Genomic DNA, 22782 nt, shown 5'->3' with positions numbered 1-22782 from the left:
CGGTACGGGCAGGGCAGGCCGCCTCGGAGGCGGCCTGCCCGTACGCGGCCCGCGGTCAGCGGCGGTAGAGCCGGCCGGCGACGAGGTGGCCCAGGACGAGGTACGCCACGGCCGCCACGCCGTAGCCCACCACCACCTGGACCCATTCGCGGTCGAAGGTGAACAGGTCGTATGACCAGCCGGCCAGCCAGGTGGCGGCGTCGTGGATGAACTCCACCAGGCCGTTGCCCCGGTTGGCGTCGAGGAAGTAGAGCAGGACCCACAGGCCGATCGTGAAGGCCAGCACGTCCGCCACCGCGGCGACGACCCGGCCGGCCTGAACGCCTCCTCGGGCGTGTACTCCGGTGTGTGTGCGCATGCACCGCGTGTTGCCCCGTCGGTGTGAAGCAAACCCGAATGGGTCATCCAAGTGGCGCAATGCCGGGGCCCGGGTGACGCTGCCGGAGACACCTCACTCCCCGGAGGCTCACCGTGTCGAAACCCAGCGTGTCCATACCCGGTACCACCCGATTCCGCCGCGCCTTCACCGCCCTGCTCCTGTCCGGTGCGCTGCTCGCCGGCGCCACCGCATGCGGCAGCGAAGCCGGCGGCAGGGGCGGCAGGGGCGAGGACGTGGCCCTGTCGGTGCCGGCGGCGCCGGCCGCCGAGGTGGGGGCGCCCGAAGCGTGGCGAGCGGCGGAAGCGGCGGAGGTCGCGGCCCTCGCCGAGCCCACGCCCAGTACCACCGCGGAGAAGCAGAAGTTCGCGAAGGCGCGCTTCGTGGCCAACGTGGGGCTCGCGGCCGGGGCGACGTACCAGTGGATCATCAAGCCGTACCGCGCGGGCAAGTTCAAGAAGGGCGCCAAGGGCCGTACGTTCGCTCTCGTCAAGGCGGGCCTCGCGGGCGCCTTCGCGTACAACCGGCTGAAGGCGGCCGCGGACAACGCCAAGGGCGACCCGCTGCTGTCGAAGGCGGTGGCCCCTCTGACGGCGGGCATCGAGTCCCTCAAGGGCCTGGGAACCAAGCTGCGCAAGGGCGATGCGAGCGACGCCGACCTGAACTCGCTCCAGGACGTCATCACCGGGGTCAAGGGCGCGGGCCAGGGCGCCGGCGCCACGGTGACCGACAAGGTCCCGAGCCTGTCCCAGCTGAGCGGCGGATAGGCCCTCGTACACCGCGGGCCGGCCGGGCAGCGTCGCCGGGCCGGTCCGCGGGCTGTTTGAATGGGCGGATGATCGATTTCCTGCGGCGCAAGCGGAGCGAGCGGCGCGAGCGGATCGCCGCCGGGACCCCGGACGGGATCCCGTGCATGGTGCGCCATCCGGCCGGAGCCGGCCGCTGGCGCATGGGCCGGGTTTTCACCGGCCCCGGCGGGGCGCGCTGGGTGCCCCGCCGGGGTGAGCCCGTACCGCTGCCCGGCGGCCGCGCGACCGGGGTGCGGGCGCCGTCCGTGAAGGAGGGCATGGCCATCAACCCCGGATCGCGGATCGTGTCCTGCACGTACGGGACCGGCGGGGTCGACGGCTCCGGTGGCACCATCGAGATCGCCGTCATGCCCCTGGACCTGCGGGAACTGCTGGCGGTGGTGCCCCCGCCGGATGCGGCGGACAGCACGGCGGACACCCCCGCCCCCTGATGCGCCGGGAGCCCCGGCCGCCGCGGTGTGCGCGGTGGTCGGGGCTCCTGACGTGCTCGGTGTGTGTGATCAGCCCTCGGTGAAGTAGCCGAGGAGGTCGGTGATCACGTGGGTGCTGCCGCCCGCGGCGGCGGCCGGAACCCCGAGAAGGGTGACCAGGCCCGCGTCCAGCAGGACGGTCGTACGAGTGGGACGCAACAGGGAGTTCCTTCAAGCGGAGAACGAGCGGCGGCGATCACCGTCTACTTTCGGTCAGTCCCTGTCACATCTGATTTCCGCATCGCAATCAATGGCTGTTGAGCTCCGCCAGGACGCGGAGGGTGTGCGGGTCCGGGGCGGTCAGGAGGAGGTCGGTGACCGGGCCCTTGCGCCACAGGTCGAGGCGTTCGGCGATCCGCTCGCGCGGTCCGATCAGCGAGATCTCGTCGGCGAACGCGTCCGGGACGGCGAGGACCGCCTCCTGCCTGCGCCCGGCGAGGAACAGCTCCTGGATGCGGCGGGCCTCCTCCTCGTAGCCCATCCGCGCCATCAGGTCCGCGTGGAAGTTGCGGGCCGCGTGGCCCATCCCGCCGATGTAGAAGCCGAGCATCGCCTTGACCGGCAGCAGCCCCTCGGCGACGTCGTCGCAGACCTTCGCCCGGGCCATCGGGGCGATCATGAACCCCTCGGGGAGGTCGGTCAGCGAGGCCCGGTAGACGTCGGTGCGGGTCGGCGACCAGTAGAGGGGGAGCCAGCCGTCCGCGATGCGGGTGGTCTGGGCGATGTTCTTCGGGCCCTCGGCGCCCAGCAGGAGCGGCAGGTCCGCGCGCAGCGGGTGGGTGATGGGCTTGAGTGGTTTGCCGATGCCGGTGCCGTCCTGCCCGCGGTACGGGTGCTGGTGGAAGCGGCCGTCGAGCGCGACGGGCCCCTCGCGGCGCAGCACCTGGCGGACGACGTCCACGTACTCGCGGGTGGCGGTGAGGGGGCTCGCGGGGAAGGGGCGCCCGTACCAGCCCTCGACCACCTGGGGGCCGGACAGTCCCAGGCCGAGCATCATCCGGCCGCCGGAGAGGTGGTCCAGGGTGAGGGCGTGCATGGCGGTGGCGGTGGGGGTGCGGGCGGCCATCTGGGCGATGGCGGTGCCGAGGCGGATCCGCGAGGTGTGCGCGGCGATCCAGGTGAGCGGGGTGAAGGCGTCCGAGCCCCAGGCTTCGGCGGTCCACACCGAGTCGTAGCCGAGGTCCTCGGCCTCGGTGGCGAGGTCGAGGTGGGTCCGGTCGGGGCCGCGGCCCCAGTAGCCGAGTGCGAGTCCGAGGCGCATGTACGTCCCCTCCAGCCATATCTGACGATGCGTCAGGTGACTGTAGGGCAACGGCCCCCCGCCCGGAAGGGCGGAGGGCCGTCGGCGGTACGGACGGGGCGCGTCAGCCGCGCTGGATGCCCGAGGTGTCGTTCAGCACGCCGCGGCGGCCGTCCTGGGTCTGGGCGATCAGCGTGGCCGGGCCGCGCTGGTCCACGGCCAGGTACCAGGTGCCCGGCGCGAGCTCGGCGATCGGGGTGGGGGAGCCGTCCTCGGGGAAGAGGGGGCGGGCCACCGGGACCGCGAACCAGAACGGGGTGAAGTCCGCCGCCGGGGCGGGCGCCGAGTCCTGCGGACCCGGAGCCGGGGCCGGGGTCGGGTTGGGGGTACCGCCGTACGGCGGGACCGGCTGCGGGGTGGACCCGTACGGCTGGCCCTGCTGGGCGCCCGGGTAGCCGTACCCGGTGCCGGGCTGGGGCTGGGCCCCGTACGGCGCGGGGGCGACCGGCTTGGGCTCGGGCACCAGCCCGCCGGCGAGCGCGGGGATCTTCGCGCCCGCGACGGCGACGCCGGCCAGCGCGAGGGTGGCGAGGAAGGCGATGATGCAGCCGGCGCCGAGGTCGGCGCCGCTCGGGCTGGTGATCAGGGACCAGAGGGAGGACCAGGCGGCCGCGACCGCGAGCACCGTCCCCCACGCGGCCGGCGGCAGGCCCGCGAGCTTGCGGGTCTCCGGCTGGAAGCGGGCCGCGATGAGCAGACCGGCCGCGATGAAGCCGAGCAGGAAGATCGAGGGAAGCGCCAGACGGTAGACGTCGGTGTCCCACACGCTCGGCAGGTCGAGGCCGGTCGCGGAGTAGAAGTCGAGGAACGAGGCGATGAACAGCAGCGCCGCTGCTCCGATCACCACGCCGTCGCCTCGAGTGAGGGAGCGGATGTTCACGTGTTAGGTGTCCTTCTCGGTCTCGGTCGTCTCGTGGTGCCGCGGTCGCGCACGTGCAGGAGCGGGGCGGGCGGGACCATGGTACGGAGGTTCCCGGCAACCGAGAGGATCGGGGCGGCAGGCTGTCCCCGGGGGACTACCCGCCCAAGAAGCCGACGATGCCGTCCGCGATGCCCTGGGCGGCCTTCTGCCGCCACTCCGGACTCGTCAGCAGCGCCGCGTCCTTGGCGTCACGCATGTTGCCGCATTCGATGAACACCTTGGGCTGTGTCGAGAGATTGAGTCCGCCGAGATCGTCGCGGACGACCAATCCGGTTCCGCTGCCGAGGTAGTTGGCGGGGGCGGAGCCGGTGGTCCGGGCGAAGTTCGAGCCGATCCGCTCGCCGAGGTCCCGAGAGGGGCCGACGATCTTGGCGGTGTCGGCGGCGCCGCCCTTGACCTTGGCCGGGAGGATGACGTGGTAGCCGCGGCTGCCCTCGGAGACCCCGTCCGCGTGGACCGAGACCACGGCGTCGGCGGCGGCCTCGTTGCCGATGCGGGCGCGCTCGTTGATGCACGGACCCCAGGCGCGGTCCGTCTCGTGGGTGAGGGCCACCTTGAGGCCCTTGGCCTCCAGGACGGTGCGCAGCCGGCGGGACACGTCGAGGGTGAACTCGGCTTCCTTGTAACCGGCGTTGGTGGTGGTGCCGGTGGTGTCGCACTCCTTGCGGGCGGTGCCGATGTCGACCTTCTTGTCGATCTCGGAGGTGTGCTCGAAGTTGCCGGTGTTGTGGCCGGGGTCGATGACCACGGTCTTGCCGGCGAGCGGGCCCTTGGCCTGCGGGGCGCTCGCGCTCGCGCTCGGGGTCGGGGTGACGGTGGGGGAGGCGGCCGGCATCACGATCCGGGGCGGGCGGGCGTCGTCCGCCCCCGCCCCGGTGGTCACCTGGACGAGGACCCACCCCGCCAGGAGGGTCGGGGCGAGTACGGCGGCCCCGACGGCGAGGCCGGAGCGGCGCGCGAACCACCGCCGCTCCGGGCTGACCGAGGAGGCGGACTCGGGGGATGGGGGACTGTCGTCGTAGCGCACGCCGCGATGCTAGACCGGCGGCCCGCCGTCGGCGCGGACCGTGGGCCATATGGGGGCGTGGTGCGCTTATCTGCTTATACGTGCGTCCGCCGGTGTGACCGCCGGATGTGACCGCCGGATGTGACCGCCGGGTGGGAGTCCTCAGACGCCCGGGGCGGTGCGGCGCAGGATGCGCAGGGAGTCGGTGACCGAGACCTCCTCGAAGGCGCCGGAGGCCAGGGCGCGGAGGTAGATCCGGTACGGGGCCTGGCCGCCGTCGGCCGGGTCGGGGAACACGTCGTGGATGGCGAGCGTCCCGCCCTCGGCGACGTGCGGGGCCCAGCCCTCGTAGTCGCCGGCGGCGTGCTCGTCGGTGTGGCCGCCGTCGATGAAGACGAAGCCCAGCTTGCCGCCCCAGGCCGCCGCGACCTGCGGGGAGCGGCCCACGATCGCGATGACGTGGTCTTCGAGACCCGCCTTGTGGAGGGTGCGGCGGAAGGTCGGGAGGGTGTCCATCAGCCCGACCTCCGGGTCCACGACGGTCGGGTCGTGGTACTCCCAGCCCGGCTGCTGCTCCTCGCTGCCCCGGTGGTGGTCGACCGTGATCGCGGCCACTCCGGCCTCGCGGGCGGCGTCGGCCAGCAGGATCGTGGAACGCCCGCAGTACGTGCCGACCTCCAGCAGCGGCAGCCCGAGCGCCGCCGCCGCGGCGGCGGCCTCGTACAGGGCGAGGCCCTCGCGTACGGGCATGAACCCCTTGGCGGCCTCGAAGGCGGCGAGGGTCTCCGGCTTGGGGGTGGCGGGGGCCATGGGGTTCCTCCGGCGGGTACGCGGGTGTGGCGGTCCATCGTGCCGTACGCCGCCGGCGGTGTTACCGGTGGGTCGGGGTGCCGGTGGGTCGGGGTGCCGGGGTGCCGGGGTGCCGGGGTGCCGGGCGTCACGCCGGCCGGGGTGGACGCCTCCGCGCGGCCCGTCCGACTGGCGGGCGCGGCTCCCTCCCCAGGGGGACCGCTTCCGGCGCGCCCCTTTTCCGCGCCGTAGTCCGCTTATCCGATGTGCGTACTTTGGCCGCCATGTTCAGACTCGGAGTCTTCGCCGCCACCACGGCCGCCCTCGCGACCGTGGTCGCCCTGCCCGCCGCCGAGGCCCGCGCGCAGCAGTTCGTGCCGTGCACCGCGGCCGCGCTCGCGAGCGCCATCACCACGGCCAACACCGTCGCGGGGCCCGCGCACCTCTTCCTCGCGCCCGGCTGCACGTACACCCTCACGGCCCCCGACAACCCCGGCAACGGCCTGCCGCAGGTGACCGGCGACATCACCGTCGTGGGCAACGGCAGCACCATCCGCCGCCGGTCGGCGACCGGGTTCCGGATCTTCGAGGTCACCGCCCCGAACGGCAGGCTCACCCTGAACAACCTGACGATCCGCGGCGGCCGGTCGGAGAGCGGAGGCGCGGGCGGCGGGGGGATCGCCAACCAGGGCGTGCTCACCCTCGATTCGGTCACGGTGACCGCGAACGTCTCGGCGCTCTCCGGAGCCGGCGGCGGCGTCATCAGCTCCGGCACGCTCAACCTCCGCAACAGCACCGTGAGCCACAACATCTCCACGAACAACGGCGGTGGCGTCTACAGCTCCGGCACCGTGAACATCTCGAACACCACCATCACCGGCAACACGGCCAAGGACACCGGCGGCGGGCTGGAGGCGCGCGGCAGTCTGACCCTCACCGGCAGCCGGGTGACCGACAACGCCGCCAGGCTCGACGGCGGCGGCATCAGCGCCTTCATGCTGACGGGGACCGTCACGGGCACCCTCGTCCAGGGCAACGACACGGCCGAGGACAACGACGGGGGCGGCGGCATCCTCAACCGCCGGTCGACCCTGACCCTGGAGCGGACCACGGTCTTCGCCAACCGGGCCGTCGAGACCGGGGCGTCGGGCGGCGGTATCTCCAACATCTCCGGCGCCTCCCTCGTCCTCCGCAACAGCTCGGTGACCAACAACTACGCCGGCGGGGCGCCGGGCGGCATCTTCAACGACGCGAGCACCGTCTCGCTGACCGCCACCACCGTGGCGGACAACTACCCGACCAACTGCGCCCCCGGCGTGTTCGCCGGCTGCGCCGACTGACACCCCCTAGACGGCGGCCGGGACGAGGCGTGCCCGCAGGAGCATCCGCGCCGCGTGGTCCACGAGGTGCCGCATGACCGGCAGGTGGCGCTCGTCACCGCCGAGCGCGGTGAGCAGGCGGTGGGCCTCGGTACGGAAGGCGTCGAGGTCCGCGGCGTACCGGTCGAGCAGGTCCGGGGCGAGGAGGATGCGGCCGAGCTCCGCGCGCGCCCGCCCGCAGTCACGCGCGGCCGCGCTGCGGCCCAGGATGTCCTCCCGGGCCCCCGGTGTGGGTGCGTCGTCGAGGGCGCACGTGAGCAGATAGGTGACCGTCCCGTTGCGGAGGTCTTCATTGCGGCCGGTCAGGATGTCTTCCTGATCGTTGAACAACTGCCACAGGATGCCGAATATGTATCCGAACTCCCGCCACAGTTCGACTCTTTCGTCACTCGCGCCCGACAATATCGCCGCCATCGCCGTGACCATCGAGTAGGGTCCGCCGGATTTCCCGCGGTAGGTCTCGATCACCGAGTTACGGGTGGCGCGGTCGGCGTCGGCGCCGATATCGGTCAGCTGGCCCTCGGTGCCCACCGCCCAGCCCGTCGCCACCTCGGCCGTCAGGGCGACCTGGACCGCGGGCGGCACCGGGAGCGACCGGATGATCCGGATCGGCAGCACCGTGCCGCTGAGTACCGAGGCCAGCAGTGCCTCGTCCTGGCTCATGCTGTCGGACGCGGTCGTGCCGTGCCCGTCGGCGAGGTCGTCGAGGTAGCAGGCCGAGGTCCACCAGAGCACGTGCACGGCGGCCAGCGGGGCGGCCGGTCCGGGATTTCCCGTCTCGATGGCGTGCACCATCATCGGGAGCACCGAGAGGGGATGCCGCATTTTTTGATGCCTGAGGAGTTTGCCCACGGCGTTCCTGGCGGCGCCGCTGCCCGAGGCGGGGGTGAGGCTGGAGACGGCCGCCTCCAATTCCGCCTGGATGTCCGGGGCGACGCTCCGGTGCAGGTCCACATAGGTGATGCAATTCACGACCATTTCCTTCCTGAAATGAATTGGGGTCGGCGTCAACGCCCCAGATTCGGTCATTTGGCGTGGAGGGATCTAGAGCGATTTCCGGACATGGCCGGTTCCGCGAGGCCCTTCCTCCGCCACGCATCTGACCTTCCGTCAGAATGGAACGTGTTCTACTCTGACCCGCGATCAGGGGGACCGCCCGGCGCCGGCCGGGGCGTCGGAGAGGCGGCAGGGATCCGTATGGGCATCGGAATCACGCAGGAACAGCGGGAGTTGGCCGAGGCCGTGCGCGGCTGGGCGGCGCGCGCGGTGCCACCCGAGGAAGTGCGCAAACTGCTGGAGACCCCGCCGCGGACCGGCGTACGGCCCGCGTACTGGGACGGGCTCGCCGCCGCCGGGCTCCTCGCACCGCACCTGGAGGGCGGCACCCTGCTCGACCTCGCCGTCGCCGTCGAGGAGGCCGCCCGGGCGGCGCTGCCGGGGCCCTACCTGCCCAGCGCGCTGGCCTCCGTACTGCTGGACCGCGCCGGCGCGCAGGAGCTCACCGCGGCCCTGGCCGACGGCACCCGCGTCGCAGCCGTCGCCCTCGGCCCCGGAAGCCTGACCGCCGTCGCCGTCGAGGGCGGCGGGCACCTGCTCGACGGGCTCGCGCCCCCGGTGCTCGGCGCCGGTGAGGCCGACCTCGTCCTGCTCGCCGCCGAAGCCGCGCACGGCACGTGCTGGTTCGCCGTGGACGCCGCCGCGCTGGACATCCGTACGCACGACAGCGCCGACCCGACCCGGCCCACCGCCGAGGTGCGGGCCCGCGGGGTCACCGTGGCACCCGGCCGCCTCCTCGACCTCGACGCGGCCCTCGTCCGGGACCTGGCCTGCGCGCTGTTCGCCGCCGACGCCTGCGGCACCGCCGCCTGGGCGCTGCACACCGCCGCCGAGTACGCCAAGGTCCGCGAGCAGTTCGGCCGCCCCATCGGGCAGTTCCAGGGGATCAAGCACCTGTGCGCCGACATGCTGGTACGCCTCGAACAGGCCAGGGCCCTGGCCTGGGACGCCGCCCAGGCGGCGGACGAGCAGCCGGAGGTGCGCTCGCTCGTGGCCGCGCTCGCCGCCGGGAGCGCCCTCGACGCCGCCTACTCCTGCGCCAAGGACTGCATCCAGATCCTCGGCGGGATCGGCTTCACCTGGGAGCACGACGCCCACATCCACCTGCGCCGGGCGATCGTCGCCCGGCAGCTGCTCGGCGCCGGGGACGGGCACCGCGTACGGGCGGTGCGGCTCGCGGCCGGCGGCGCGCGGCGGGAGCTGCGCCTGGAGCTGCCGGCCGGGGCGGAGACCCATCGCGCGAAGGCCCGTACCGCCATCGAGGACGCGCGCGGCCTCGACCCGGCCGCCGCCCGCCGGATCCTGGCGCCCACCGGGTACGCGGCGCCCTACCTGCCGCCCCCGTACGGGCTCGGCGCCGGCCCCGTCGAACAGCTCGTCGTCCAGCAGGAACTGGCGGCGGCCGGGGTCAAGGTCGCCGACCTCGGGATCGCCACCTGGGTCGTGCCCTCGCTGCTCGCGTACGGGACCGAGGCGCAGCGGGAGACGTACGTACGGGCGACCCTGCGCGGGGACGTCACCTGGTGCCAGCTCTTCTCCGAGCCGGGGGCGGGCTCGGACCTGGCCTCGCTGCGGACCAGGGCGGAGCGCGCGGCGGACGGCTCCTGGAAGGTCAACGGACAGAAGGTCTGGACGAGTTCCGCGCACAGCGCCGACTTCGGGATCCTGCTGGCCCGGACCGACCCGGCCGCCCCCAAGCACACGGGGCTCGGCTACTTCGTGGTCGACATGCGGGGCACCCCGGGCATCGACGTGCGCCCGCTCAGGGAGATCACCGGCGAGGCCCTGTTCAACGAGGTCTGGTTCGACGACGTCATGCTGCCCGCGGACGCCCTCGTCGGCGCGCCCGACGACGGCTGGAAGGTCGCCCGCAACACGCTCGGCAACGAGCGGGTCCACATGGCCGACCAGATGACCTTCGACACCGGGCTCGAAGCGCTGATCGCACGCTCCACCGAGCTCGACGGCGCGTACCGGGCGCGGATCGGGGCGCTCACCGCCGAGGCGCACGCCCTGGCCTGCATCGGACTGCGCACCACGCTCCAGCAGGTGTCGGGGCTGGAGCCGGGCGCCGGTGCCTCCGTGCGCAAGCTCGTCCAGACCCCGCACCAGCAGCGGACCGCCGAGCTCGCGCTCGAACTGCTGGGCCCGGCGGGCGCGGTGCGGGAGGGGGCGGGGGAGCGGGCGGTGCACGGGATGCTCATGTCCCGCTGCCTGACCATCGCCGGGGGCACCACGCAGGTCCAGCTCAACGTCGTCGCCGAGCGGATTCTCGGCCTTCCCAGGGACTGAAGGGCATCAGTGATGAAGTCGTACATCGTGGGCGTCGGCATGACGAAGTTCGAGAAGCCGGAGTCGCGGGACTGGCAGTACTGGGACATGGCGAATGAGGCGGGGACGGCGGCCCTGGCGGACGCGGGGATCGCGTACGACCAGGTGGAACAGGTGCCGGTGGGGTACTGCTTCCAGGCCTCCACGGCCGGCCAGCGGGCCGCGTACGAACTGGGGCTGACCGGGGTCCCGGTCTACAACGTGAACAACAACTGCGCGACGGGGTCGACGGCGCTGATGATGGCGCGGCAGTTCGTGGAGGGCGGGATCAGCGACTGCGTGCTGGCGCTGGGCTTCGAGAAGATGAAGAAGGGGGCGCTGGGCGGCGGCGCCGACGCGGGCTCCGACTTCAAGACCTCTCCGGTCGCCCGGCACTACGGGATCATGGCCGCCGGGCACGGCTTCGAGATGTCCCCGCCGACCGCGCAGATCTTCGGGAACGCGGCCCGCGAGCACATGGAGCGGTACGGGACCACGGCCGCGCAGCTGGCGGCGGTCGGGGCGAAGAACCACCGGCACTCGGCGAACAACCCGAACGCGCAGTTCCAGGACGTGTACACGCTGGACGAGATCCTGGGGGCCAAGCCGATCCACGCGCCGCTGACGAAGCTCCAGTGCTCGCCGACCTCGGACGGGGCGGCGGCCGCGGTGGTGGTGTCCGAGCGGTTCGTCGTGCGGCACGGGCTGCACGACAAGGCGGTGGAGATCGTCGCGCAGGCGATGACGACGGACACGGAGTCCTCGTTCGCCTCCGGCTCGTGCATCGACGTGGTCGGCAAGCCGATGACGGAGGCGGCCGGGCGCCAGGTGTTCTCGGCCTCCGGGCTCGGGATCGAGGACGTGGACGTGATCGAGCTGCACGACTGCTTCTCGATCAACGAGCTGCTGACGTACGAGGCGCTGGGCATGTGCGGGGAGGGCGCCGCCGGGAAGCTGGTGGAGTCGGGTGCGACCACATACGGCGGGCGGTGGGTGGTGAACCCCTCCGGGGGCCTGATCTCGAAGGGCCACCCGCTGGGAGCGACGGGGCTGGCGCAGGCGGCGGAACTGGTCTGGCAGCTACGGGGCCAGGCCGGCCCCCGCCAGGTCCCGCGGGCCCGGGTCGGCCTGGCCCACAACATAGGCCTGGGCGGAGCGGCGGTGGTGACCCTGCTGCGGAAATAGCGGCCGGGCGGGGCCACGGGGTGGCGGCCGGGTGCGGCTACGGGTCCGACAGGGACGGGTCGACGACCGTTTCGCCGCGGGAGGCGGCGCGGATGGATTCCGCCAGGTCCTCCACGGGGCCGTCGCGCAGGACCAGGCCCGCCGCGCCCGCCGCCAGCGCCGCGTCCCGCAGTCCCGGATGCGCCGAACCGGTCAGCACCAGTACCCGGCACTCCGGGTCCTCCGCCAGCAGGGCCGTCACCGACGCGAGCTCCTCCACCAGGGCCACGGCCGGCCGCGCCAGCGCCGAGGCCACCACCTCGATGTCCGGCTGCAGCCCCAGCCGCAGCGCCAGCGCCGGGTCCGGCGGGAACAGCAGCACCCGCAGCGACCTGGCGGGGCGGTGGTTCACCGGCATCTCGTCCACGCGGCCAGACTAGGGCGACCGCCCTGTACGGACCCGGCAACACGCCTCGGCCAAGCTCATCCTGACGTGGAGTCAGGAGTCTTCCCAACTGCTGGGGCGTGCGTTATACATTCCTCACCGCTCGATCCTAGAACGCGTTCTAGAACCGAACCGGTCCCGCAAACGACCTCGGTGCGGCCGACGGTGCGGACGGCCGCACCGAGGTCTTCCACGCAATGGGAACCGAAGAACCGAACAAGGAGCAGCATCCTCAATGCCGATCGATGCCGCCAGGGCCCTCGCCGCGGACCCCCGCCAGGGGAACATCGCCTGGGACCACAAGGACATCCAGCTCTACCACCTCGGCCTCGGCGCCGGCCGCCCCGCCACCGACCCCGACGAACTGCGCTACACCCTGGAGTCCAAGCTCCACGTACTCCCCAGCTTCGCGACCGTCGCCGGGGCCGGCATGGCCATGTTGGGCGGCCTCGCCGCCCCCGGGATCGAGGTCAACCTCGCCGACGTCCTGCACGGCGGCCAGTCCATCGAGCTGCACCGGCCCATCCCGGTCAAGGGCAGCGCCACCTCCTCCGCCAAGGTCGCCGCCCTCTACGACAAGGGCAAGGCCGCCGTGATCGTGCTGCGCACCGAGGTCGCGGACGCCGACGGGCCGCTCTGGACCAGCGACGCGCAGATCTTCGTACGCGGTGAGGGCGGCTTCGGCGGAGAGCGCGGCCCCTCCGTCACGTCCGAGCTGCCCGAGCGGGCGCCCGACCGGGTCGAGGAGCGGCACATCCGCGAGGAGCAGGCGCTCCTGTACCGGCTGTCCGGCGACTGGAACCCCCTGCACGCGGACCCCGAGTTCGCCAAGACGGCCGGCTTCGACCGGCCGATCCTCCACGGCCTGTGCTCGTACGGGATGACGCTCAAGGCCGTCGTCGACACGGCGCTGGGCGGGGACGTCTCGCGGGTGCGCGCCTACCGCACGCGGTTCGCCGGGATCGTCTTCCCGGGCGAGACCCTGCGGATCCGGATGTGGGAGGAGCCCGGGCAGGTCCGGGTCTCGGTGACCGCCGTCGAACGGGACGACGCGCCGGTCCTCGCCGACACCGTCGTCGAACACGCGTAACGCCCGACCTTCGCGACACACAAGGAGCCGCACCGTGCGCGCAGCACTGCAGAGCGAGATAGGCCAGGACAAGCTCGAAGTCGTCGACGACATGGAGACCGCGGGCTTCGGCCCCGGCAAGGTCAAGATCCGCATCAAGGCCACCGGCCTGTGCCACTCGGACCTCTCCGCGATGAGCGGCGTGCTGCCGCAGCCCGCCCCCTTCATACCCGGCCACGAGGGCTCGGGCGAGATCGTCGACGTCGGCGACGGGGTCACGACCCACGCCATCGGCGACCGGGTCCTCGTCTGCTGGCTGCCGCCGTGCGGGCACTGCCCCGCCTGCAAGCGCGGCCAGGGCCACCTGTGCCTGGAGTCCTTCGCGAACGTGGCCACGCCCAACTTTCGCCGCACGGGCGGCGGGGACATCTTCGGCTTCGCCGGCACCGGCACCTTCGCAGAGGAGATGGTCGTGCCCGCCGCGTGCGCCGTGCCGATCCCCGACGACCTGCCGTACGACATCGCCGCGCTGATCGGCTGCGGGGTGACCACGGGCCTCGGCGCCGCCATCAACACCGCCAAGGTGGAGGCCGGGTCCTCCGTCGCCGTCATCGGCTGCGGCGGCGTCGGCATCTCCGTCATCCAGGGCGCCAAGGTGCAGGGCGCGGCGCAGATCATCGCCGTGGACCCGGTGGCCTCCCGGCGCGAGGCGGCGCTGCGCTTCGGCGCCACCGAGGCGGTCGCACCGGAGGCCTTCGGCGACGCCAAGAACCGGATCACGGCCGGCGAGGGCTTCGACTACGTCTTCGAGGTCGTCGGCAAGTCCGCCACCACGCACACCGCGTACGAGATGACCCGGCGCGGCGGCTCCGTCGTCGTGGTCGGCGCGGGCGCGCTCGACGACAACTACTCGGTCAACATGTTCTCGCTGTTCTTCGACGAGAAGAAGATCCTGCCGTCGATGTACGGGGGCGGTGACGTGCTCCGCTCGTACGAGCGCACCATCGCGCTGTGGCGGGCGGGCCGGGTGGACCTCGCGGGCCTGATCACGCACCGGGTGCACCTCGGCGAGATCAACGACGCCCTCGACCAGATGCGTACGGGCGTGGCCCTGCGCACGTGCATCGAACTCTGAGCGTTCCGACAGCATCCCGACAGATCCAAGAGCTCCGAGAGGAATCCGGTAGATGTCACTCCCACTTGAGGGACTGTCCGCCATCGTCACCGGCGCCGGCCGAGGGCTCGGCAGGGCCGAGGCGATCGAGCTCGCGCGGCTCGGCGCGAGCGTGGTCGTCAACGACTTCGGCCAGAGCGGACGGGACGGCTCCGGAGAGGCCTCGGCCGCCCCGGCGGAGGAGGTGGCCGAGGAGATCCGCGCCGCGGGCGGGCAGGCGGTGGCGCACCTCGGCGACGTGGCCGACTTCGAGCAGGCGCGCGAGCTGGTCGAGCTGGCCGTCACCAGCTTCGGGAAGCTCGACGTCCTGGTCAACAACGCGGGCATCCTGCGCGACCGGATGGTCTTCTCCATGTCGGAGGAGGAGTGGGACTCGGTGATCCGGGTCCACCTCAAGGGCCACTTCAACACCACCCACTTCGCCTCCGTGCACTGGCGCGAGCGGTCGAAGGCGGCGGGCGGACCGGTCTACGGCCGGATCGTCAACACCTCCTCCGAGGCCTTCCTCGGCGGCTCGGCCGGCCAGCCGAACTACGCGGCGGCCAAGGGCGGCATCGTGGGCCTGACCACCTCGACCGCCCTGGCCCTCGCCAAGTACGGGGTGACGGCCAACGCCATCTGCCCGCGCGCCCGGACCCGTATGACGGAGGACGTCTTCGCCGGCTTCCAGCTCCCGGAGGACGGCAAGCTCGACCCGCTGGCCCCCGAGCACGTCGCCCCGCTGGTCGGCTACCTGGCCTCACCGGCCTCGGCGAAGGCCAACGGGCAGCTGTTCGTCGTGCACGGCGGGATCGTCGTCGTGATGGAACGCCCGAAGGTGGCCGCGAAGTTCGACACCGCGAAGGAGGCCTTCTCCTACGAGGAACTGGACGGCCTGCTCACCCCGCACTACGACTCCCGCCCGGCCGGCGAGACCTTCGCCGCGGCGGAGGTCCTTGGCCTCAAGCACGACTAGAGGCGTGTCGCCACCGCCCTTCGACGGCCCGGCGGATGTGGGCCGCCCCGTGGCCCCGGCTGGGCGAGAATGGGCGGATGACCAGCAGCGACGAGGGCGCCGAGCAGCCCTGGAACCCCCAGCGGCAGCGCAGCGCCAACGAGCGGCTGCTGTGGGAGCGGCTGCGCTCCGGCGGGGCGGCCTCGCGGGCGCAGCTCGCGCGGGAGACGGGGCTGTCGAAGCCCACCGTCTCCAGCGCGCTCGCCGCCCTCGAACAGGCCGGCCTGGTCCGGGAGGCCGGTACGCACGCCCCCGAGCGGGGCCGCACCGCCGTGCTCTACGCCCCCGATCCGACGGCCGGCTACGCCCTCGGGATCGACATCGGCCGCAGCCGGCTGCGGGTGGCGCTGGCCGACCTCGACGGCACCGTCGTGGCCCGCTGCGACGTCCGCAACCAGGCCCGCACCGCGAACACCATGGCCGACCTGGCCGTGTCCACCGCCCGCGGGCTCGTCGCCGACTCGGCCCTGGACCCGCGCAAGGTCACCCACGCCGTCGTCGGCACGCCCGGCGTCTACGACGAGGACAAGCGCCGGGTCCGGTACGCCCAGCAACTGCCCGGCTGGGGCCGACCGGGGCTCTTCGACCGGATCCGCGACGGGCTCGGCCTGCCCGTCGCCGTCCAGAACGACGCCAATCTCGCCGCGCTCGGGGAGTACACGTACGGCGTCGGCGCGGACAGCCGGCTCTTCGTCTACGTCATGATCGGGACCGGTCTCGGCATGGGCATCGTCAACGAGGGCCGGCTGTTCACCGGGGCGCACGGCGGGGCCGGCGAGATCGGCTTCCTGCCCTGGGAGGGCCGTGGCGAACCGGATCCCGAAGCCCACACCGCAGACAGCATGGAGGACGCCGTCTCGGCGGAGGCCGTGGTCCAGGCGGCCCGCGCCCACGGGATGACCGGGCCGCTCACCGCCAAGGACGTCTTCGACGCGGCCCGGGCGGGGGACCCGGCCGCCGCCCGGGCCGTCGAGCAGGAGGGTGAACGCCTCGCCCACACCGTCGCGGCCGTCTCCGCCGTACTCGACCCGGACCTCGTCGTGCTCGGCGGCGGAGTCGGCCACAACGCCGACCTGCTGCTGCGCACGGTCCGCCAGACGCTGCGCACCCTCACGCCGCTGCGGCCGAAGGTGGCGCCGAGCGGCCTGGGGGAGGACGCCGTGCTGCTGGGCGCGGTGGCCACGGCGCTCGACGCGGCCCGCGACCTGGCCTTCGAAGGCCGCTGACCCGGCGGCGGGCCCTGCCACGGCAGCAGCGGCTGCTACAGCGGAGCCTGCTGCAGCGGTACGGGCCGGGGCGCGGCCGCCGGCGGCGGGTCCAGCCGGACCGGGGGCGGCGGGGACACCGGCAGGGTCAGCCCCGTGATCCCGCAGGGGGTCTCGGGGGTCGCGTACGGGAGGTGCAGGCGGCCCTGCGGGCTCCACAGCCCGGTGCCGAGCCAGCCTTCGGGCGCGGCGAGCCGGAACACGTGCCGGTCGGCGGGCCGCCACAGGCCGATCCCACCCTCCTCCAGCCGCAGCGCGACCCCGCAGCTCTCCGGCATCAGGGCCTGGCCCGGCTGCACGGCGAACGGGGTCCCCGCCTCCCCGCGCAGGCACTCGGGGAAGCGCACCGGGAGCGAGCTGCCCAGCACCCCCCAGCCCAGGCGCGGTTCGCCCGGGGCGTCCGAGCGGATCAGCAGCAGCCCGCTGTCGGGGTCGGCCAGCAGCAACCGGTCGTCGCTGCCCTCCGCGATCTGGAGCAGGGGGGAGACCTCGCCGCCCCGGCCCAGGTCCACCGCGACGGCCTTGGTGGTGCCGTCCAGCTCGCGGTCCAGCGCCAGCAGCCGGCCCGCCCGGTCCAGCCAGACGCCGCCGGAGCAGCGGCCCGGGATCCGGGCGACCGGCCCGAAGGGGCCCCCGGCCACCTGCCAGACCGTGGTCCCGGCGGCCGATGCGGCCAGGGCGAAGGCGCCGTACCCGTCCGGGGACGGGGGCAGCAGGGACACCCGTACCCCTGCGTCCCCGGGCTCCACCGAGCCCAGCGGGAGCTCCCCGGTCCGCGGGCCGGCCGCGGCGCCGCCCGTCGGGTACAGCAGCGCGAAGGCGTGCCGCTGCGCGACCCGCCGGTGGATCAGCACCCGGCCGTCGGCCAGCGCCAGCAGCTCGCTGTCGGCCTCCTCGGGCTGCGCGAGCGGCAGCGGCACCGCGTACGGCTCGGGCCCGGCCAGGGTCCAGCGCTCCGGGTACCGGGCCTCCCCGTTCCCGGCCAGCCGGGCCGCGTACGACCCGTCCGCGGCGATGGTGAACGGGGCCGTCGTCGTGATCTCGATGGCACAGACAGTCATCCGTGCGTCACCTCCGGGGAGGAAGCTAGTTTTCGCACTTCGGGCCGAACAACACGACCATCCGCGCTTCACACGTACGGGTGGCCGCCCGGCGGTTCGCCTCTGCCGGCGCGGCCGATTGTGCTGTCCGAAGGCGGGGCGTTCGGGGTGAGCGGGGTTCGACCCCGTAACGCCGCCCGGACGTCGTACGACCGCCACCCCGTCGGACCGTCACCCCGTGGGGACGGACTCGCTCCCGTACGGACGGTAGCCTTGGCCCGTGCCCCGTCTCTCCGAAGTCATCGCCGCGCTGGACGCCCTCTGGCCCCCCTCGCGGGCCGAGCAGTGGGACGCCGTCGGAACCGTGTGCGGCGATCCCGACGCCGAGGTCTCCCGCGTCCTGTTCGCCGTCGACCCCGTGCAGGAGATCGTCGACGAGGCCGTGAAGCTGGGCGCCGACCTGGTCGTCACCCACCACCCCCTCTACCTGCGAGGCACCACCACCGTCGAGGCCGGCACCTTCAAGGGCCGCGTCGTGCACACGATGATCAAGAACGACATCGCGCTGCACGTCGCCCACACCAACGCGGACACCGCCGACCCCGGCGTCTCCGACGCCCTCGCCGGCGCCCTCGACCTGCGGATCACCGGCCCGCTGGTCCCCGATCCCAGCGACCCCGAGGGCCGCCGCGGCCTCGGCCGGATCTGCGAGCTGGACCACCCCGAGACCCTGCGTGCGTTCGCCGCCCGCGCCGCCGCCCGGCTGCCGCGGACCGCCCAGGGCATCCGCGTCGCCGGCGACCCCGACCTGCTGGTCCGTACCGTCGCCGTCAGCGGCGGCTCGGGCGACAGCCTCTTCGACCAGGTCCGGGCCGCCGGCGTGGACGTGTTCCTCACCGCCGACCTGCGCCACCACCCCGTGTCCGAGGCCCGCGAGCAGAGCCGGCTCGCCCTCGTCGACGCCGCGCACTGGGCCACCGAGTGGCCCTGGTGCGAGCAGGCCGCCGCGCAGCTCGACGCGATCTCCGAGCGCCACGGCTGGGGTCTGCGCACCCACGTCTCGCGCACGGTCACCGACCCGTGGACGGTGCACGCGCCGTCCGACGTTCCTTCACCTCCCTCTTCTATCTCAGGAGCCCCCAACTGAACGCCGAGCCCGCCGACCAGATCCGACTTCTCGACGTCCAGGCCCTGGACGTCCGGCTGTCTCAGCTCGCCCACAAGCGCAAGTCGCTGCCGGAGCACACCGAGGTCGAGTCCCTGACCAAGGACCTGACGCAGCAGCGCGACCTGCTCGTGGCGGCCCAGACGCAGGCGAGCGACGCCGCCCGCGAGCAGACCAAGGCGGAGCAGGACGTCGACCAGGTGCGCCAGCGCGCGGCCCGCGACCAGCAGCGGCTCGACTCCGGCGCGGGCATTTCCGCCCGCGACCTGGCGAACCTGCAGAGCGAGGTCGTCTCCCTCGCCAAGCGCCAGGCCGACCTGGAGGACGTGGTCCTGGAGGTCATGGAGCGCCTGGAGGGCGCGCAGGAGCGGGTCACCGAGCTGACCGAGCGGGTCGCCGCCCTCGAAGCCAAGCTGACGGACGCCACCGCCCGCCGCGACGCGGCCACCGGCGAGCTCGACGCCGAGGCCGCGAAGATCACCAAGGACCGTGAGGTCATCGTCGCCTCGATGCCGGCCGACCTGATGGCCCTGTACGAGAAGATCCGCGTCAAGCAGGGCGGCGTCGGCGCCGCCCGCCTGTACCAGCGCCGCTGCGAGGGCTGCCGCCTGGAGCTCGACATGGCCGAGGTCAACGAGATCAAGGCCGCGGCCCGCGACCAGGTCGTGCGTCACGAGAACTGCGGCCGCATCCTGGTCCGTACGGCCGACTCGGGCATCTGATGCGCAGGCTTGCCCGGTTCGTCGTGGAGGCGGACGGCGGTTCCCGGGGCAACCCGGGGCCCGCCGGCTACGGCGCGGTCGTCCTCGACCCGGCGACGGGCGAGACGCTGGCCGAGCGCGCGGAGTACATCGGCGTCGCGACGAACAACGTGGCCGAGTACAAGGGCCTGATCGCCGGACTCAAGGCGGCCCGCGAGCTGTCCCCGGACGCCATGGTGCAGGTCCGCATGGACTCCAAGCTGGTCGTCGAGCAGATGTCGGGCCGCTGGAAGATCAAGCACCCCGACATGAAGCCCCTCGCGGCGGAGGCGGCGAAGATCCTGCCGCGCGCGCAGGTGACGTACGAGTGGATCCCGCGCGAGCGCAACAAGCACGCGGACCGGCTCGCCAACGAGGCGATGGACGCGGGCAAGCGCGGCAAGCAGTGGGAGCCGTCGGCCTCTTCTGCGGCCCTGGACGCCTCGGCGGCCCGCGCCCTGGCGACCCCGCCGGCCGGCCCTCCGGGGGATGCCGCGAAGGGGGCCGCGGCCGTACGGGCCGCCCTCGCCACTGCTTCCGGTACGTCGGCCACCGCACCGCCGCGCGAGGAGGCAGGGGCCGACACCCTGTTCGCGGAGCACGGCCCCACCGCATCGGGACACATCCCCGCCCCGGCGCCGGGCCCGGCCCCGGCCCCGTCCGCCACGCCGGGCTGGGGCCCCGACATGGGGACCCCGGCGACCTTCGTCCTGCTGCGCCACGGGGAGACGGCCCTCACCCCGCAGAAGCGCTTCTCCGGCAGCGGCGGCACCGACCCGGAGCTGTCCCCGGCCGGCCGCCGCCAGGCATCGGCGGTGGCCGAGGCCCTGGCCGCGCGCGGCACCGTCCAGACGATCGTCAGCTCCCCGCTGCGCCGCTGCCGGGAGACCGCGCAGGCCGTCGCGGACCGGCTCGGCCTCACGGTCACCGTCGAGGAGGGCCTGCGCGAGGTGGACTTCGGCGCCTGGGAGGGCCTGACCTTCGCCGAGGTGCGCGAGCGCTTCCCGGACGACCTCCAGGCCTGGCTGGACTCCCCGAAGGCGGCCCCGACGGGCGGTGGCGAGAGCTTCACGGCCGCCACCCGCCGCATCTCGGCGACCCGGGACCGGCTGCTGGCCGCGCACGCGGGCCGCACGGTGCTGCTGGTCACGCACGTGACCCCGGTCAAGATCCTGGTCCGGCTCGCGCTGGGGGCCCCGCCGGAGGCGCTGTTCAAGATGGAGCTCTCCGCGGCCTCCCTCTCGGCGGTGGCCTACTACGCGGACGGCAACGCCTCGGTGCGCCTGCTCAACGACACGTCCCACCTGCGGTAGCGGCGACGTACGGCGAAGGGCCCGCCCCCTGACGGGGACGGGCCCTTCGGCTTCGTCGGGTGCAGAACAACCGGAGCTGTACGCCGGGTTCTGTCGCCCGGTGACCTCGCGGTCGCCGGGGAGACGGCCATCCATCTAGGACCGGCGTTGCCGCCGGCCTCCTGCGGTCTACCCGCGAACTCGGGCGGGCAGCCCTCGAACGTTCGCGCAGGGCCCGCCGTCCGAAAACGGCCGGCCCCTCTTGACCTTGCTCCGGGTGGGGTTTACCTAGCCGCCTGGGTCACCCCAGGCGCTGGTGGTCTCTTACACCACCGTTTCACCCTTACCGAGGGCCGAAGCCCCGGCGGTCTGTTTTCTGTGGCACTGTCCCGCGGGTCACCCCGGGTGGCCGTTAGCCACCACCCTGCCCTGTGGAGCCCGGACGTTCCTCGGCGGGATCCGGGGATCCCGACGCGGCCGCCCGCTCCGGTTGTTCTGCGAGTGACCATGCTACCCGCGCCGGGCGCCGCGCTTGACCTTGACGCAGCGGCAGGGTTTCTACTGGAGGGCATGCGGATCGGAGAGATCGCCGCGCTGGTCGGGGTCACCACCCGGGCCATCCGGCACTACCACCATGTCGGGCTGCTCCCGGAGCCGGAGCGGCGACCCAACGGCTATCGCGCGTACAGCGTGCGCGACGCCGTCCTGCTGGCCCGGGTGCGCCGGCTCACCGAGCTCGGGCTGAGCCTCGACGAGGTCCGGGACGTGCTCGCGGACGACGCGGGGCGCGAGCTGGCCGACGTACTCGAAGAGCTCGACGCCGACCTGGCCCGCCAGGAGGCCGCGATCCGGGAGCGGCGGCAGCGGCTCGCCGCGCTGCGGGCCGCGCCGCCCGGGGAGGACGGGCCGCTCTCGCCCGCCCTCGCCGCGCTGCTCGCCAAGGCGCCCGAGACGGACTCGCCGACCGCCGCGATGGACCGCGAGCACCTGACGCTGCTCGACGCGGTGGGCGCCGGCGGCGCCGAACTGTACGCGGCGCTCGGCCCGGTGGCCGCCGATCCGGCGGTCCTCGCCCTGTACGAGCGGCTCGACGAGCTCGTCGACGCCGCCGTGGACGACCCGCGCATCGCGCCGCTCGCCGCCGCGATGGTGGCGGCCGTGCCCGACGGGATCTTCGACGCGATCCCGGCCGGCGGCGGGGTGGCCGGCGAGGGGTTCAAGGAGGCGCTGCTCGCGGAGTTCGCCCCGGCGCAGGCGGAGGTCGTCCGCAGGGTCATGGAGGCGTTCGTGGAGAGGGGCCGGGGATGAGCGGCAAGCGGGCGGCGCGGGAGACGGCGCGCGAGGCGGTGCGGGCCCTCGTACCCGTGCCCGTACGGAGGCTGCTGCGGCACGAGCTGCGCGCGTGCGCCTCGCTGGGGAGGTGGGCGCTGCGCCGGCCGCCGCACGGGGTGGGCGCGGGCGAGCTCGCCGCCGGGTACACCGGACCGCAGACGGCCATGATGTACGGGCTGGTGTTCGTGGCCCTGGTCGAGACCGTCGCGCTGTCCGTCCTGATCCCCTGGCCGGCCGTGCACCGGGTGCTGCTCGTCCTCGACGTGTACGGGGTGCTGCTGATGCTGGCGATGCACGCCGCCTGCGTGAACCGGCCGCACGTGGTCCGCCGGGACGGCTCCCTGCGGATCCGGTACGGGGCCCTGTTCGACCTCGTCGTCCCGCCGGAGGCGGTGGCCTCGGTCCGGGTGGACCGGCGCTATCCGCAGGGCCGGCTCGTCACGCTCTCCGGGGACGGAGTGCTCGACCTGATCGTGGGCAGCCAGACCACGGTGACCCTGGAGCTGACCCGGCCGCTCCCGTTCACCCGGCCCCTCGGATCCAGGGCCGAGGCCCGCACCATCCGCTTCCACGCCGACGACCCGCGCACGCTGGTGGCCGCACTGCGGCAACCCGCACCCCCGTGACGGGCTGCCGCACTGCGTCGGGACTCTCCGGGGGGATGAGGAGTCGTGCGCCGAGCGTG

23 protein-coding genes and 1 other RNA gene are annotated in these 22782 nt (G+C 73.6%); 14 read left to right on the top strand and 10 right to left on the bottom strand.

Annotated features, from left to right (window positions below; all coding sequences use genetic code 11):
• Window positions 1–55: 55 nt before the first annotated feature.
• Window positions 56–358: a hypothetical protein gene (locus OG509_RS12550; protein ID WP_406182525.1), complete on the bottom strand. Its 303-nt coding sequence runs from the start codon at window positions 356–358 to the stop codon at window positions 56–58.
• A 113-nt stretch (window positions 359–471) separates the two neighbouring features.
• Here OG509_RS12550 and OG509_RS12545 point away from each other — a divergent pair, with 113 nt between their 5' ends.
• Together OG509_RS12545 and OG509_RS12540 are read left to right on the top strand one after the other, a co-directional pair.
• Window positions 472–1143, top strand: coding sequence for a hypothetical protein (locus OG509_RS12545; RefSeq protein WP_406182523.1), 672 nt, complete (start codon window positions 472–474; stop codon window positions 1141–1143).
• Window positions 1144–1211: 68 nt separating this feature from the next.
• Window positions 1212–1616 carry a hypothetical protein gene (locus tag OG509_RS12540; protein ID WP_406182522.1) on the top strand — a complete coding sequence of 135 codons (405 nt, stop codon included), beginning with the start codon at window positions 1212–1214 and terminating at the stop codon, window positions 1614–1616.
• A 69-nt stretch (window positions 1617–1685) separates the two neighbouring features.
• Here the strand turns inward: OG509_RS12540 and OG509_RS12535 are convergent, their stop codons facing one another.
• From OG509_RS12535 to OG509_RS12515, 5 genes are all read right to left on the bottom strand, one after another.
• On the bottom strand, window positions 1686–1814 hold the full coding sequence (locus tag OG509_RS12535; RefSeq protein ID WP_406182520.1) for a hypothetical protein: 129 nt from the start codon (window positions 1812–1814) through the stop codon (window positions 1686–1688).
• Between the two features lie 88 nt (window positions 1815–1902).
• Entirely contained in the window at window positions 1903–2916 is a 1014-nt protein-coding gene (locus OG509_RS12530; protein ID WP_406182518.1) for an LLM class F420-dependent oxidoreductase, read from the bottom strand.
• Window positions 2917–3019: 103 nt separating this feature from the next.
• Complete coding sequence (locus OG509_RS12525; RefSeq protein WP_406182516.1) at window positions 3020–3835, bottom strand: hypothetical protein; 816 nt, start codon at window positions 3833–3835, stop codon at window positions 3020–3022.
• 136 nt (window positions 3836–3971) lie between these two features.
• Window positions 3972–4904, bottom strand: coding sequence for an N-acetylmuramoyl-L-alanine amidase (locus OG509_RS12520; protein ID WP_406182515.1), 933 nt, complete (start codon window positions 4902–4904; stop codon window positions 3972–3974).
• 141 nt (window positions 4905–5045) lie between these two features.
• Window positions 5046–5693 carry a class I SAM-dependent methyltransferase gene (locus OG509_RS12515; protein WP_387284447.1) on the bottom strand — a complete coding sequence of 216 codons (648 nt, stop codon included), beginning with the start codon at window positions 5691–5693 and terminating at the stop codon, window positions 5046–5048.
• Window positions 5694–5956: 263 nt separating this feature from the next.
• On the opposite strand from OG509_RS12515, the gene OG509_RS12510 reads away from it, so the two are divergent.
• Window positions 5957–7012, top strand: coding sequence for a right-handed parallel beta-helix repeat-containing protein (locus OG509_RS12510; protein WP_406182513.1), 1056 nt, complete (start codon window positions 5957–5959; stop codon window positions 7010–7012).
• Between the two features lie 6 nt (window positions 7013–7018).
• On the opposite strand, the gene OG509_RS12505 is transcribed toward OG509_RS12510, so the two are convergent.
• The gene (locus OG509_RS12505) at window positions 7019–8029 is read right to left on the bottom strand and encodes a polyprenyl synthetase family protein (RefSeq protein ID WP_406182511.1); all 1011 of its coding nucleotides are present in this window, start codon (window positions 8027–8029) and stop codon (window positions 7019–7021) included.
• A 219-nt stretch (window positions 8030–8248) separates the two neighbouring features.
• Between OG509_RS12505 and OG509_RS12500 the strand changes: the two genes are divergently transcribed.
• Together OG509_RS12500 and OG509_RS12495 are read left to right on the top strand one after the other, a co-directional pair.
• On the top strand, window positions 8249–10399 hold the full coding sequence (locus OG509_RS12500) for an acyl-CoA dehydrogenase (protein WP_406182509.1): 2151 nt from the start codon (window positions 8249–8251) through the stop codon (window positions 10397–10399).
• A gap of 12 nt (window positions 10400–10411) precedes the next feature.
• On the top strand, window positions 10412–11602 hold the full coding sequence (locus OG509_RS12495; RefSeq protein WP_406182507.1) for a lipid-transfer protein: 1191 nt from the start codon (window positions 10412–10414) through the stop codon (window positions 11600–11602).
• A 37-nt stretch (window positions 11603–11639) separates the two neighbouring features.
• Here the strand turns inward: OG509_RS12495 and OG509_RS12490 are convergent, their stop codons facing one another.
• The gene (locus OG509_RS12490) at window positions 11640–11999 is read right to left on the bottom strand and encodes a DNA-binding response regulator (RefSeq protein ID WP_406187554.1); all 360 of its coding nucleotides are present in this window, start codon (window positions 11997–11999) and stop codon (window positions 11640–11642) included.
• A 262-nt stretch (window positions 12000–12261) separates the two neighbouring features.
• Here OG509_RS12490 and OG509_RS12485 point away from each other — a divergent pair, with 262 nt between their 5' ends.
• The 4 genes from OG509_RS12485 (at window position 12262) to OG509_RS12470 (ending at window position 16489) form a co-directional block, all read left to right on the top strand.
• A complete protein-coding gene (locus OG509_RS12485) occupies window positions 12262–13116 on the top strand; it encodes a MaoC/PaaZ C-terminal domain-containing protein (RefSeq protein WP_266629690.1) in 855 nt (284 codons plus the stop codon).
• A gap of 34 nt (window positions 13117–13150) precedes the next feature.
• The gene (locus tag OG509_RS12480; RefSeq protein ID WP_406182506.1) at window positions 13151–14230 is read left to right on the top strand and encodes a Zn-dependent alcohol dehydrogenase; all 1080 of its coding nucleotides are present in this window, start codon (window positions 13151–13153) and stop codon (window positions 14228–14230) included.
• A 52-nt stretch (window positions 14231–14282) separates the two neighbouring features.
• The gene (locus tag OG509_RS12475) at window positions 14283–15224 is read left to right on the top strand and encodes a 3-oxoacyl-ACP reductase (RefSeq protein ID WP_387284463.1); all 942 of its coding nucleotides are present in this window, start codon (window positions 14283–14285) and stop codon (window positions 15222–15224) included.
• 77 nt (window positions 15225–15301) lie between these two features.
• Window positions 15302–16489, top strand: coding sequence for an ROK family protein (locus OG509_RS12470; RefSeq protein WP_406182504.1), 1188 nt, complete (start codon window positions 15302–15304; stop codon window positions 16487–16489).
• A 35-nt stretch (window positions 16490–16524) separates the two neighbouring features.
• Here the strand turns inward: OG509_RS12470 and OG509_RS12465 are convergent, their stop codons facing one another.
• A complete protein-coding gene (locus OG509_RS12465) occupies window positions 16525–17589 on the bottom strand; it encodes a hypothetical protein (protein WP_406182502.1) in 1065 nt (354 codons plus the stop codon).
• Window positions 17590–17848: 259 nt separating this feature from the next.
• Here OG509_RS12465 and OG509_RS12460 point away from each other — a divergent pair, with 259 nt between their 5' ends.
• Genes OG509_RS12460 through OG509_RS12450 form a run of 3 tightly spaced genes read left to right on the top strand, consistent with a single transcriptional unit; the run spans window position 17849 to window position 20786 of the window.
• On the top strand, window positions 17849–18715 hold the full coding sequence (locus tag OG509_RS12460) for a Nif3-like dinuclear metal center hexameric protein (protein ID WP_406182500.1): 867 nt from the start codon (window positions 17849–17851) through the stop codon (window positions 18713–18715).
• The gene (locus tag OG509_RS12455) at window positions 18712–19455 is read left to right on the top strand and encodes a zinc ribbon domain-containing protein (protein WP_406187552.1); all 744 of its coding nucleotides are present in this window, start codon (window positions 18712–18714) and stop codon (window positions 19453–19455) included. The genes OG509_RS12460 and OG509_RS12455 overlap by 4 nt, the downstream gene beginning before the upstream one ends.
• Entirely contained in the window at window positions 19455–20786 is a 1332-nt protein-coding gene (locus OG509_RS12450) for a bifunctional RNase H/acid phosphatase (protein ID WP_406182499.1), read from the top strand. Before OG509_RS12455 ends, OG509_RS12450 begins: the two co-directional genes overlap by 1 nt.
• A gap of 63 nt (window positions 20787–20849) precedes the next feature.
• Here the strand turns inward: OG509_RS12450 and rnpB are convergent.
• Window positions 20850–21258: RNase P RNA component class A (gene rnpB / locus OG509_RS12445), an RNA gene on the bottom strand.
• 77 nt (window positions 21259–21335) lie between these two features.
• Between rnpB and OG509_RS12440 the strand changes: the two genes are divergently transcribed.
• Together OG509_RS12440 and OG509_RS12435 are read left to right on the top strand one after the other, a co-directional pair.
• Window positions 21336–22073, top strand: a complete 738-nt coding sequence (locus OG509_RS12440; RefSeq protein WP_406182497.1) for a MerR family transcriptional regulator — start codon at window positions 21336–21338, stop codon at window positions 22071–22073.
• Complete coding sequence (locus OG509_RS12435) at window positions 22070–22723, top strand: hypothetical protein (protein ID WP_406182496.1); 654 nt, start codon at window positions 22070–22072, stop codon at window positions 22721–22723. The genes OG509_RS12440 and OG509_RS12435 overlap by 4 nt, the downstream gene beginning before the upstream one ends.
• Window positions 22724–22782 lie beyond the last annotated feature (59 nt).

It is taken from the genome of Streptomyces sp. NBC_01006, from assembly GCF_045162725.1.
Lineage (GTDB): Bacteria > Actinomycetota > Actinomycetes > Streptomycetales > Streptomycetaceae > Streptomyces.
This window is presented reverse-complemented; position numbering and strand designations above follow the sequence as displayed.

What these genes read in the sequence shown, in the direction of transcription:
- OG509_RS12440 (WP_406182497.1), top strand. Translation starts at nt 21,336, where the DNA reads ATGCGGATCGGAGAGATCGCCGCGCTGGTCGGGGTCACCACCCGGGCC.
- OG509_RS12490 (WP_406187554.1), bottom strand. Translation starts at nt 11,999, where the DNA reads ATGCCGGTGAACCACCGCCCCGCCAGGTCGCTGCGGGTGCTGCTGTTC.
- OG509_RS12530 (WP_406182518.1), bottom strand. Translation starts at nt 2,916, where the DNA reads ATGCGCCTCGGACTCGCACTCGGCTACTGGGGCCGCGGCCCCGACCGG.
- OG509_RS12450 (WP_406182499.1), top strand. Translation starts at nt 19,455, where the DNA reads ATGCGCAGGCTTGCCCGGTTCGTCGTGGAGGCGGACGGCGGTTCCCGG.
- OG509_RS12435 (WP_406182496.1), top strand. Translation starts at nt 22,070, where the DNA reads ATGAGCGGCAAGCGGGCGGCGCGGGAGACGGCGCGCGAGGCGGTGCGG.
- OG509_RS12495 (WP_406182507.1), top strand. Translation starts at nt 10,412, where the DNA reads ATGAAGTCGTACATCGTGGGCGTCGGCATGACGAAGTTCGAGAAGCCG.
- OG509_RS12470 (WP_406182504.1), top strand. Translation starts at nt 15,302, where the DNA reads ATGACCAGCAGCGACGAGGGCGCCGAGCAGCCCTGGAACCCCCAGCGG.
- OG509_RS12550 (WP_406182525.1), bottom strand. Translation starts at nt 358, where the DNA reads ATGCGCACACACACCGGAGTACACGCCCGAGGAGGCGTTCAGGCCGGC.
- OG509_RS12540 (WP_406182522.1), top strand. Translation starts at nt 1,212, where the DNA reads ATGATCGATTTCCTGCGGCGCAAGCGGAGCGAGCGGCGCGAGCGGATC.
- OG509_RS12515 (WP_387284447.1), bottom strand. Translation starts at nt 5,693, where the DNA reads ATGGCCCCCGCCACCCCCAAGCCGGAGACCCTCGCCGCCTTCGAGGCC.
- OG509_RS12510 (WP_406182513.1), top strand. Translation starts at nt 5,957, where the DNA reads ATGTTCAGACTCGGAGTCTTCGCCGCCACCACGGCCGCCCTCGCGACC.
- OG509_RS12505 (WP_406182511.1), bottom strand. Translation starts at nt 8,029, where the DNA reads ATGGTCGTGAATTGCATCACCTATGTGGACCTGCACCGGAGCGTCGCC.
- OG509_RS12465 (WP_406182502.1), bottom strand. Translation starts at nt 17,589, where the DNA reads ATGACTGTCTGTGCCATCGAGATCACGACGACGGCCCCGTTCACCATC.
- OG509_RS12475 (WP_387284463.1), top strand. Translation starts at nt 14,283, where the DNA reads ATGTCACTCCCACTTGAGGGACTGTCCGCCATCGTCACCGGCGCCGGC.
- OG509_RS12485 (WP_266629690.1), top strand. Translation starts at nt 12,262, where the DNA reads ATGCCGATCGATGCCGCCAGGGCCCTCGCCGCGGACCCCCGCCAGGGG.
- OG509_RS12500 (WP_406182509.1), top strand. Translation starts at nt 8,249, where the DNA reads ATGGGCATCGGAATCACGCAGGAACAGCGGGAGTTGGCCGAGGCCGTG.